Raw genomic sequence first — 12069 nt, forward strand, 5'->3', positions numbered from 1 at the left:
AGTCATGGCTAAAAGTTAGGAGGCGAATGCTCTATCCAGCTGAGCTATGCCGACATACGATTTTTGGCTTACTTCGCTGACGCTCAGTGACGCGGCAGTCGCCAAAATCCTGCATAAATGCCGGATTTGTGGCTCGTTGCTTACGCGCAAAATCAAGGTTTTTCAGCCTTTTTGATCACCCGGATCGGTGACCGATTTTTCTATTTTCAGCCGATATTTTTTTCGGCGAAAATGCTATTTGCGTCCTCTGCAGCACTTGGCTTTTCTAATCAAAATTCTCAGTATCGAATTGCCATCGACACCTGAGTACTTTTCAATAGTTCTCAGTACAGGTCCCCCCTTAGGAGGCGAGTGCTCTATCCAGCTGAGCTATGACGACACATGCCGCAAACCCTTGATTTTACTGGGTTTCTGGGATTTTCCCTTCGGCCATATATAAGATTATCAACTCTTTTTCGAGTTGTCAATCTACAGATTATTTCGGTAACTGTTCGCTACCTTCACAGATATATTTATTCTACTATAGAATGCCTGAAATGACAACCTTAAAAATTCAGGCTTCCCTGCAACCAGATAATTCCCTTGAATCTTCGACCAACTTCCGGGATTCCCATCAGATCTTCCTGGTTCATACAGATATCGAAGATCAGGTCGTTGCAGTTGATTGTCATCTGATACAGCTTCTCGCCGGTCAGTTTGTTCGTGGTTTCCATCCATTCAAGAATCTCTCCCATTACATTATACCGGTCGCACTCCATACCATAAGGCATAAAATACGTATCTACAATAGAAAAAATATCTTCGTTAGCGATTCTTCTTGAAATCATGGCATACGTATCCATATCATCCATAGTCAGATTTTCCATCGCTTCTTCATTTCCCCGGCGCGCTTCGTAGATCATCTGTGTTCTCTTCCGGGTCAGCTGCTGATCCCGTTCTCTCTGGGCAATATTTTTTTGAATTGGCAACAAAATCTTGCCCTCCGTAGAAAGACCGGATAAGGTCAGGTTGCTGAAACCTTCCCCCGGTGTCCCCTTGGTACGTTCTGTCAGATATTCTCCTGCATTTGCCAGATAAAAGATCAGAGTCACACCCACACGCACATCGTCACACGCTCCGGAAAAACAGACTTTTTCAGAACGTTGTTCTACCATCACATCTTCCTGACTGGTGATACCGCTTCCGGCAAAATACGGAAAATAATATTCCATCCGAAACTGATCCTGCTCATCATAAGTTCCACAGACACGCAGTCCGATATTCATACCAAAATATCGGGACAATTCCGCAAAAATCTCGTTTTTTCCCTGCTCTGCGATCTTTTTCTCATCGCAGGAAACAATCACCTCTTGCAGGATCTGATCCAGATCTTTCTGCTCCAGTTTTGAAAATCCTATAGCCCGAAGATAACTGTGCATACAGTCTTCCTCCTTTCTTATTATCCATTTTCTGTTACCACATCACAGGAATGACCCGGTAACTTTTCTCCGCATGCCAACACCAGATATCCATTGTTCTTCGGATATCTGGTGTCCGTAACAGCCGCTGTCTTTTTATTATTCCATCGTAACTGTTCAGTATCCTCACAGTTACGAGTCAGAATGTATTTCTAATCACCTTCGATGATGGCATTTTGACTTGCATTCCATCTCTTATTTATGTTTCGGTACGATTTTTTCGATTCCACCCATATATGGCTGCAGTGCTTTCGGGATATTTACACTTCCGTCTGCATTCAGGTTATTTTCCAGGAAGGCAATCAGCATTCTCGGCGGCGCAACTACAGTATTATTCAAAGTATGTGCGAAATACTTACCATTTTCACCATTTACACGGATTTTCAGTCTTCTTGCCTGTGCATCACCCAGGTTGGAGCAGCTTCCTACTTCGAAGTATTTCTTCTGTCTTGGAGACCATGCCTCTACATCGATGGATTTTACTTTCAGATCAGCCAGGTCACCGGAACAGCATTCCAGAGTACGAACCGGGATATCCAGGGTACGGAACAGCTCAACAGTGTTCTGCCACAGTTTATCAAACCACATCTTGCTGTCCTCCGGTTTGCAGACAACGATCATTTCCTGTTTTTCAAACTGATGGATACGATATACACCTCTCTCTTCCAGACCATGTGCACCTTTTTCTTTTCTGAAGCAAGGAGAATAGCTTGTCAGAGTTCTCGGCAGCGTATCTTCCGGCAGAATGGTATCGATGAATTTACCAATCATGGAATGTTCGCTGGTTCCGATCAGATACAGATCTTCGCCTTCGATTTTATACATCATGGCATCCATCTCAGCAAAACTCATAACACCGGTAACTACATCGCTTCGGATCATGAAAGGCGGTACACAGTAAGTAAATCCTTTGTTGATCATAAAATCTCTTGCGTAAGAGATAACTGCGGAGTGGATTCTTGCGATGTCTCCCATCAGATAATAGAAACCATTACCTGCCACTTTTCTCGCACTGTCCAGATCCAGCCCATCGAAAGATTCCATGATCTCCGCATGATACGGAACTTCATAATCCGGAACAACCGGCTCGCCGAAACGTTCGATCTCTACGTTCTCGCTGTCATCTTTTCCAACCGGGACAGAAGGGTCGATGATATTCGGGATTGTCATCATGATTGTTTTGATTTTTTCTTCTACTTCTTTTTCTCTTGCAGACAGTTCATCAATTTTTGCACCGGAAGCTGCAACTTCTTTCTTCACTTCTTCTGCTTCTTCTTTTTTACCCTGTGCCATCAGTGCACCGATCTGTTTACTGATTTTGTTTTTATTTGCACGCAGGGATTCTACTTCCTGCTTAATATTTCTGTTTTCCTGATCCAGAGCGATGACTTCATCTACCATCGGGATTTTCTGATCCTGGAATTTTTTACGAATATTTTCTTTAACCACATCCGGATTTTCCCGGACAAACTTGATATCTAACATATTTTCCTCCCTCTTTCAGGTTACTATTCTTGTTCTTTATTATAATAAGTAATCATTCTCTTTATTTTATAATAGTATTGCCTTTTTTTCAAGTGGGATTCACACGGTTCTTGGATAAATACAATTCTCTCACAGGATAGGCTTTGCCTCGTTATCCCGTGACCAAAAAAGCAGATGAAACTTTTTTCGTTCCATCTGCTTTCTGCAATCTTTTTTTCTTTTCTCTTATCGAACCTTATTCTCTCCAAAATGTACTGCCTGACGCAAGGCATCCATTTCCTCTGAACTGAGCAGAATGTAGGACTCTCCTTTTACTATTTCTTTGATATAGAAGAAACAGTTATCTCTGCTGTGAATTGCATTCAGGATAAATCCGGTATTGTTCATATCCAGAAGAGCGATTGCAAAACTCAGTTTTCCTCCTACGTCATCGAAAGCATCGTATTTTACGATCCCGTATTTTGTCAGAGACCTGGACAGCATATCCTTCAGTCCCCTGACTTCTTCAAGACTCTGTTCGTTTGCTCTTGAAAGCCTGTCTACTTCTTTTAATTTTTGAGAAAATACTCTCTCCAGGCTTTGTCCATCCGCGCCTTTCATAAACATATTGTAACGACGTCTCTGCCGGTGCAGTCCCAGAGAAACATTTAACACCAGTACAATCAATACCAGTACCAATACCATAAGCATGACTACCAGAATTCCCAGGTCAATACCTATTGCATCAAAAAAATTATTCATGTGTCAATCTACCCTTTCTATTTATCAGCTGCCACTACCAAAATGATTCTCCGTAACTATTCAGTAGGTAGCATTCCGCGAGGTGTTTTTGCATGTTTTATGTCAAAATGCCTTCACCGAAGGTGATTAGAAATGCATTTTGACTCGTAACCGTGAGGGTACTGAACAGTTACAAGTATCCTTCTTATGCTCCTTGCACTTATTTCTTAGCGGACGTTTTTCAAGATCCCTTTATGGATTCGAACAGATCAATCAGTCGTTCCAGTTCAGCCTGAGAATAATACTCAATCTCTATTTTACCCTTATTCTTATTCTTGTGCTGGATCGCCACCTTGGTTCCCACGATCGATTTTATTCGTTCTTCCAGTTGCTGATAGATTACTTCCATCTGCGGATCTGCTTCTTTTTTCTTTTCTTCTTTTTGGGGTTTTTGCAGATCTTTCACGATTTTTTCTGTATCTCTGACACTCAGTTTTTCATCAAAGATTCGCATCGCCAGATTATATTGCTGGTCTTTGTCTTCGATTCCCAGAAGTGTTCTTGCATGTCCCGGAGAAATCATATCCTGAATCAGCATATCCTGCACTCTCTCATCCAGTTTCAACAGTCGCATCGCATTCGTAACCGCAGTTCTGCTTTTGGATACTCTCTCTGCAATTTCATCCTGTTTCAGATGGAATTCTTCCATCAACCGTTTATAGGCAACCGCTTCTTCAATTGCATTCAGATCTTCTCTCTGAATATTCTCAATCAGTGCAATTTCTACAACTTCCTGATCTGAAAAATCTTTGATAATAACAGGTACTTCTTTCAACCCTGCCAGTTTTGCAGCTCGCCATCTGCGTTCCCCGGCAATAATTTCATAGTAATCATCCTTTTTCTGAACCAGCAGTGGTTGCAAAACGCCAAACTGTTTGATAGATTCTGCCAGTTCCAGAAGAGCATCTTCATCAAAATTTTTTCTTGGCTGTTCTCTATTAGGCTCTACTTCTGTGATTTTCATCTTCATTTCAACCGGTTTCTCAACGATCTTTTCCACTACTTTTTCTACTACTTTTACCGGTTGTTTTTTTTCTTCTGTTATATTTTTCTTATTTTTCGGAGCTCCGGATGGAATCAAAGAATCCAATCCTTTTCCAAGGCCACCTTTTTTCACTGCCATTCTTCATCCCCCCTGTGTATCACTTCTTCTGCTAACAGCTGATAACTTTCTGCTCCTGTGGATCTTGCATCATAGTAATTAATCGGGAGTCCATGACTTGGTGCTTCTGCCAGACGTACATTTCTCGGAATAATAGTTTTATAGATTGTCTGATTCAGATTATTCTTAACATTTTCTACTACCTGTAAAGAAAGATTAGTTCTCGCATCATACATAGTAAATACAACACCTTCCATTTCCAGATCCGGATTCAGTCTTTCCTGCACCAGTTCGATTGTGTGCATCAATTGAGAAAGTCCTTCCAGTGCGTAATATTCACACTGAATCGGTACCAGAACGGTATTTGCAGTTGTCATTGCGTTGATGGTCAACATATTCAATGATGGCGGACAGTCAATGATAATAAAATCAAACTGATCTCGGATCTTGCTGATTTTATTCTGTAATATATATTCTTTATCTTCGATACCAATCAGTTCAATCTCCGCTCCCGCTAAATTGACATTGGAAGGAATTAAAGACACTCCTTCGAATTCCAATTTCTGCAGACATTCTTCTACTTCACACTCACCAAGTAACAATTCATATACTGTATTCTCTGCTGCATCCTTCTCTACCCCCAGACCACTGGTTGTATTTCCCTGTGGATCCAGATCTATTGTCAAAACCTTCTGGCCCATGGCACCAAGGCAGGAGGATAAATTAATCGCTGTCGTGGATTTTCCCACGCCGCCCTTCTGATTTGCAATTGCTATTGCTCTTCCCATAACTGTACTCCTTCCAGTTCGTTTTCATCTGTATTTTTCTGTACAATTTTAATTTACGTGCAACTGTTTTAAGATTTATTTTATACATCAATTGCTGGTTCTATTATATCACTTGATTTTCTATTATTCCACACAAAACGTTTCACGTGAAACATTTTTTCTTTTTTATACAAAAAGCATTCGTTTCCTGTTTCTGTTTTAGTAATATTATGATGCCAGGATCATAAGTTCTTAGATTTGATGTGGATTTACTTGTGGTAAGATTTTTGAACATAGGGTTCGTCAAAAGTATGAGTAAATAGTTATTTTCAAAAGGACGAACAATTTGTGAATATTTTTGTTAATTGTGAGAATGCGAAGCGCGGAATAATTCGGTATCAAAGGGGGTAAAATACTTTTTGACCATAACATCATATTATTGTATTTTTTATTTGAAGTGTTTTATTACATGCGTGAATCTTTTTAATTATTTAATGTCCAGTAGTGCTGTCGTAACTGTAAAAGTGTTGAACAGCTACGACTTATTTCCTGAATGTTTCACGTGAAACATAGTTACTATTCACTCTTTTTGCTTCCACCTGAATAAAATTTTGTTGTCAACTCAATCCTCTTTAATAGCAGACTTTTGTATCGTATATCTCTGAATTTTGACATATTGTAACTATTCAGTAACCACTGTCCCACGAGATGTTTTGACATGAATATGTCAAAATCCCGAGGCATACAAGCCAAAATACCATCACCGAAGATGATTTACGCGAGCAACGAGTCAAAGTCCGTGCTTGCACGGAACCTTGAGGAGTGCCGCGATAACGATAAAAACTCGCACAGCGTGTTTTTATGGTTTAAATGCATTTTGTCTCGTAACTGTGAAGGTACTGAACAGTTACAAAAATATAATAAGTAAGAATTGAGAAACGGAGTCCAAACGAATCAAGTAAATCACCTGCTTCAATTACGAAGAGTAATAAGCAGTAGTTGTAGGATTTATTCCAGGAAACGGAATTGCAAATAAAACAGGATCCGGAAATAAAAAGAACAGTTTGCTATGAAAATAATTCCATCAAAGCAAACTGTTTTTTTTACGCGAGCAACGAGCCAAAGTCTATTGTTTTTCAGAAATGCGTGCCGTGGATTTTCTTTCAATCAGCTGCGCATGCAAAAGGAATGTGCTGATGGAAACATGATTGAGAAGGCTGGATAATGCAAAAAATCCACTTTTACCCAGTTCTGTTCGATCCTGACGGATGGTGGTTAGGGGCGGTGATGTATAAGCAGCTATTGGCAGATCATCAAAGCCCACGATACTGACATCTTCAGGAACCCGATATCCGAGCTGTTGACACTGAACCAGAGCAGCACTGGCAATGGTGTCCTGGCTGCAGATAATGGCAGTCATTCCACTTTTTAAAAAGTTTGGAAGATGTTTTTCCATACATTCGGAAAGAAAACAGGAACAACCGGCATTGTCATAAGAAGCTTTCAGTCCGTGTTTGCGCATAGAACGGAAGAAAGCAGAGTATCGGATCTGGATAATCTGAGAACCAAGAGAATTGCTGAGATATGCAATTTTTCGGTGCCCCTGCCTGACAAGATGGGATACCGCCAGTTCCATACCCTCGTCATTATCAATACCCACATAGGCAGTGGAAGGGTTGCCTGTAATATAGTTATCATAAAGTACAGTTGGAGTACAACTGTTTTCAAAATCCTTAAGCCATGGATCGGCAAGAGAAAAACCGATCACAAAAGACCCCACATAATCATGTTCCAGCATATAAACATCATAAGGCTGGTTGCGTTGTATCTGGATATCAACAGGTTCGATCACAACATCAAATCCCTGTGGCTCTGCCAGCTGCCGGAATCCCATAATGATATCATATGCAAAATGATAAGGTTCTTCATACTGTATATTATCTTTTTCTATTAAGACACATATTTTTCTGACAGAATTTCGATAACGCCGTAACTTTGTATAACCAAGTGCTACGGCAGTTTCTAAAACTTGTTTTCGCAAAGTTTCGCTAATGTCAGGGGCATTATTCAGAGCCTTTGATACAGCACTTTTGGAAATCCCCATTTTATCAGCAATATCCTGGATCGTGGTCATGATGAAATGTCCTTCCGTGTAAAAAATGATACAGGGGTCAAAATACCGTTTGCCCACAACATCATTATATAGAATATGATTGTAAAAATCAATGGAACAATGAAAAGAATTTAGTAAAGTTTTGCTATAAAATATGATTGTCAATAATTAATAGAAATACAAGGAAATAATTGTATAGAATACACAAAATAGTATGGAAATAATAAAAAAGATTGACGTTGAAAGGAAAAAGAATTATAGTAAAGGCGTCGAAACAATTCGAAACAAATATCTATAAATTTAGTTTCTTATATAATATAATTTGGAGGAAAATCAGATGGAATTTGCCAGCGTATATCATAAGACATCGGAACAGATGAGTTATGCATTGGACGAGAACCAGCTTGTTGTAAATATCAAGACCGGATATGATGTAAAGAAAATTTTTATCCATTATGGCGATCCCTTCGATGCAGGAATTCTGGGAGGAAATGAGAAGTGGACAGGAAAAAGGGAAGAGATTGTATACAAAAAACGTCTGTCCCACCAAATCTGGTGGACAACAACACTTTTGCCTGTGTATAAGCGATGTAAATATTATTTTGAACTTCATACAGAAAAAGAAGTCTGGTATTACTTCGAAGATGGTTTTCTGACGGAAGATCAGCTTAAGATGGACGGTCGTATGCTACAGTGTTTTGTTGTACCGTGGATGAATCCGGCAGATATAAACCGTACACCTTCATGGGTGAACGATACGATCTGGTATCAGATCTTTCCGGATCGATTCTGTAATGGAACTCCGGAAAAAAACGGAGAAGACATTCTGCCGTGGCGAAATCAGGGCAGGGTGACCAATGAGGAAAAATTCGGGGGGAATCTGGAAGGGATTCGTCAGAAATTATCCTATCTGGAAAAACTTGGAATTACCGGTATTTATTTGAATCCTATCATGGAAGCTGAGTCAAACCACAAATATGATACAACAGATTATACGAAAATTGATCGGTCTTTTGGCAATGGAGATACCATGAAAGTACTCTGTAAAGAGGCACACGAAAAAGGGATTCGAATCATGGTGGATGCCGTATTCAACCACTGTGGAAGAAAATTTGCTCCCTGGATGGATGTACTGAAAAATGGAAAGAATTCCCGCTATGCGGATTGGTTCATGGTTGAAAACTGGGAGCAGATCGGAAAGAGAGCGGATACCAGAGACAGACGTTTTTATTCTTTCGCATTTTCCGATGGGATGCCAAAGCTGAATACTAATAATGAAGAAGTGATTCAATATTTCTGCAAGATCTGCGAGGACTGGATTCGGGATTATGATATAGACGGAATCCGGTTTGATGTGGGTAATGAAGTATCCCATCGATTTTTAAAACGGATAAGGGAGCATCTGAAAAAGATAAAACCAGATATCTATTTGCTTGGAGAAATATGGCATGATGCAAGTCAGTGGCTGCTGGGTGATGAATATGATTCTGTAATGAACTATCCCCTGTTAAGTGGAATCCATGATTTTTTCCTGGATCAGACCATGAAAAAAGAAGAATTTGAATACATGGTAAATCGTTGTTATACGATGTATATGCAGCAAAATAACAATGTATTGTTCAATCTTCTGGATTCTCATGATACAGAGCGTCTGATAAACCGGCTTCATAATCTGGATATTTTTTACCAGCAGCTGGCAATTCTTTTTACACTTCCCGGAAGTCCATGTATTTATTACGGGACGGAGATTGCTATGGAGGGCGCTCATGATCCGGATTGCAGAAGGTGCATGCCGTGGAGCGAAATCGAGAGTGATGAGAACCAGGAGAGGATCGGGACAATCAATCGTTTGATCATACTTAGACGGAATGAGAAAACCTGCAGAAGCCCACATTTTCATTTTCCAAATACCTATGAAAACGGACGATGTGTGGAATATGTAAAAATCGACGAAGAAGGAAATAAAATAGAAATATTATTAAATGCGTCTAATGAAAATGTAAGAGTAAAAGGAGAAGGCGAAATCCTTTTTGCACGGAAATTTGATGGTGACATACTTGGAGCAAACGGAACCCTGATTCGTAAGATCGGAGTAACTATTCAGTAGCAAATATCCTGTCAGGCACCAAGGTCTAGAGCAAGCACGGACTTGACTCATTGCTCACGTAAATGAAAAGGCGGCAGATTTTGTGATTGTACAAAATCCGTCGCCTTTTTGTCTGTGAAAATCAAAATATAAGGTTTCATGAGGAAAAACAGTAATTAATATTTTTTATGTTCTTCCTCGGACATAGCCTGATAATCATAAATTGGATGAAATTCCTTACTGCAATCAAAAGATTCATACTGCATAAAAATCCGATCCATAATATTCGGGATCGCGGATTCCAGAGGCTGGAACAGAAGAATCAGGTACTGCATGGAACTGTAACGAGTGCAGATATCGATTTTTCGAATACTCTTACGAATGATTTCTTCCATTTGTAATAAAGCCTGTTCAGCTTTTTCGATGCTTGGCGAGGTTTCACCGGTGGATTCCATGGTGAGCATGATCAGGTAACATCTGCAATGGTTTCGGATGACCAGTTGATGAATATAGGAATACTGTCTTGCAAAATCACGGTAATCCAGATTCAAAGCACCCATATAGCTGCCACTGTCCTGAAGAGATTTTGCAATCTGAGTCAGATTATTGCCGGCTCCGGATACACTGGTGGACAGATGGTCGATCTGAGGCTGATAGAAGGAAAACTGATTTTTTCCATTTTGCTTGGCATAATATAAAGCATTGTCGGCTTTTGAACTGCAGTCAGGGAATGGTTCATTGCCGGAACACATATACAGGCCTGCAGACAGGGAAGCGTATTGAATCTCCGCATCATCTTTGGTGAGCGCATGGAATTGTTGGAACAGTTGTGTTATATGTTCCGAAGCTTCCTCATGGGTGATGTCAGGAAAGAAAAGCAAGAATTCATCACCACCAAGGCGACAGGCATATCCATTTGATGCAAAGCGTGCCAGAAGTTTGCCCAGAGTCATCAGAGCGCGGTCACCAGACTTGTGTCCATGCACATCATTAATTTTCTTCAGGTTATCCATATCCACAAACGCAAGACATCCACTGTGATCCTGAACGGCACAGGCGATTTGTTTTTCGCCAAGAGTACGCAATGGAAGACCGGTAAGGAAATCGTAGCTAGTGATATCTTCCTGACTTTTGATGGTAGTAAACACATCGGATATAAACTTATTGATCGTGTGATTGGAATCCATATACAGAGAGTTTTCCATTTCTTTGTATTTGCCTGTAATATCCTCCAGATGCCCTTCGTCCATTAAATCCAGAAGAATGGCAGAGATTCGAGGATCAAACTGTTTGCCGGCACTTTCCGAAAATTCTTTTCGAATCTGATCTTCAGACAGAGCATTTCGATAGATCCTTCTGGAATGCATGGCATCAAAACTGTCTGCCACGGCGACGATTCGTGCATAGAGAGGAATAGCTGCTCCGGAAAGACCTTCCGGATAGCCGGTTCCATCATAGCGTTCGTGATGACTTTTTGTTACTTCAACCAGGTGAGGAACCAGTGTAATATCTTTTAAAATATGGGCACCTATGAGGGTATGCTGTTTGATGAGGGCATATTCCTCTTCGCTGAGTCTTCCCGGTTTGCTTAAAATCTGATCCGGGATGCCGATGGCGCCGATGTCGTGCAGGTAGGCACAATCCTTCAGATTTTCTATTTCTTCAGAAGACAAACCAAGTCGTTTACCGATTAATGCTGCATATTCGGCGACACGGATGGAATGTCCGCAGTTATTTCGATCCTTTCCTTCAATGGTTGCAGCCAGGGTGCGCATCATTTGCAGGGTCATTTCCTCTGTCTGCTTTTGCTTTCTTTCCAGTTCCTGTTGCTGACGCATATCTTCCATATGCTGGATTCCACGAACCGTACGGAATACATTTACAAATAACAGAATGATCATGCCGATACCGGTAAAGATACCGGACACCGAGGTGACAAAATATACGGAGGCAGATTCAATAGTCACACAAACCATGATGAGCAGCAATCCCACCAGCAGTAACCGATCCGTGTGGTATTTGCTCTTATGCAGATACTGGAAGAGATGGACAAATACCATGACAAAGACGGCAGCGAGGATAATCTGGCCCAATGGCAGCATCTCAATGTAGTCTTTCATACCTGTGCTGTACAAAACAGAACTGATTGCAAAATTAGCCAGAACAATTCCGCCAGCGATCAGATACATACGTCTGTGCCGGCCATTTTGTATGCTGTCTGCATAAAGCAAAAGAGGAATCGGACACAGAATGATCATGACAAAACATAAGGAGCTAAA

The 12069-nt window shown here is 40.6% G+C and carries 8 protein-coding genes; 1 reads left to right on the plus strand and 7 read right to left on the minus strand.

Annotated features, from left to right (window positions below; translation table 11 throughout):
* Positions 1-545: 545 nt before the first annotated feature.
* The 6 genes from MSA64_RS00545 to MSA64_RS00570 form a co-directional block, all read right to left on the minus strand.
* Positions 546-1418 carry a DUF3881 family protein gene (locus MSA64_RS00545; RefSeq protein ID WP_022170957.1) on the minus strand — a complete coding sequence of 291 codons (873 nt, stop codon included), beginning with the start codon at positions 1416-1418 and terminating at the stop codon, positions 546-548.
* Between the two features lie 234 nt (positions 1419-1652).
* Positions 1653-2942 (minus strand): serine--tRNA ligase, encoded by a 1290-nt coding sequence (gene serS / locus MSA64_RS00550; protein WP_022170958.1) that lies wholly within the window; start codon positions 2940-2942, stop codon positions 1653-1655.
* A gap of 225 nt (positions 2943-3167) precedes the next feature.
* Positions 3168-3683, minus strand: coding sequence for a DUF4446 family protein (locus MSA64_RS00555; RefSeq protein WP_154432764.1), 516 nt, complete (start codon positions 3681-3683; stop codon positions 3168-3170).
* Positions 3684-3903: 220 nt separating this feature from the next.
* Positions 3904-4845, minus strand: coding sequence for a ParB/RepB/Spo0J family partition protein (locus tag MSA64_RS00560; protein WP_287890109.1), 942 nt, complete (start codon positions 4843-4845; stop codon positions 3904-3906).
* A complete protein-coding gene (locus MSA64_RS00565; RefSeq protein WP_022170961.1) occupies positions 4836-5612 on the minus strand; it encodes a ParA family protein in 777 nt (258 codons plus the stop codon). The genes MSA64_RS00560 and MSA64_RS00565 overlap by 10 nt, the downstream gene beginning before the upstream one ends.
* A 1105-nt stretch (positions 5613-6717) precedes the next feature.
* Positions 6718-7725, minus strand: coding sequence for a LacI family DNA-binding transcriptional regulator (locus tag MSA64_RS00570; protein ID WP_154433016.1), 1008 nt, complete (start codon positions 7723-7725; stop codon positions 6718-6720).
* Positions 7726-8041: 316 nt separating this feature from the next.
* Here MSA64_RS00570 and MSA64_RS00575 point away from each other — a divergent pair, with 316 nt between their 5' ends.
* Positions 8042-9811 carry a glycoside hydrolase family 13 protein gene (locus MSA64_RS00575; RefSeq protein ID WP_287890112.1) on the plus strand — a complete coding sequence of 590 codons (1770 nt, stop codon included), beginning with the start codon at positions 8042-8044 and terminating at the stop codon, positions 9809-9811.
* A gap of 155 nt (positions 9812-9966) precedes the next feature.
* On the opposite strand, the gene MSA64_RS00580 is transcribed toward MSA64_RS00575, so the two are convergent.
* The coding region (locus tag MSA64_RS00580; protein ID WP_287890114.1) for an HD domain-containing phosphohydrolase at positions 9967-12069 on the minus strand (2103 nt) is incomplete at its 5' end.

This window comes from Oliverpabstia sp. (assembly GCF_022785585.1).
Taxonomy (GTDB): Bacteria; Bacillota; Clostridia; order Lachnospirales; family Lachnospiraceae; genus Oliverpabstia; species Oliverpabstia intestinalis.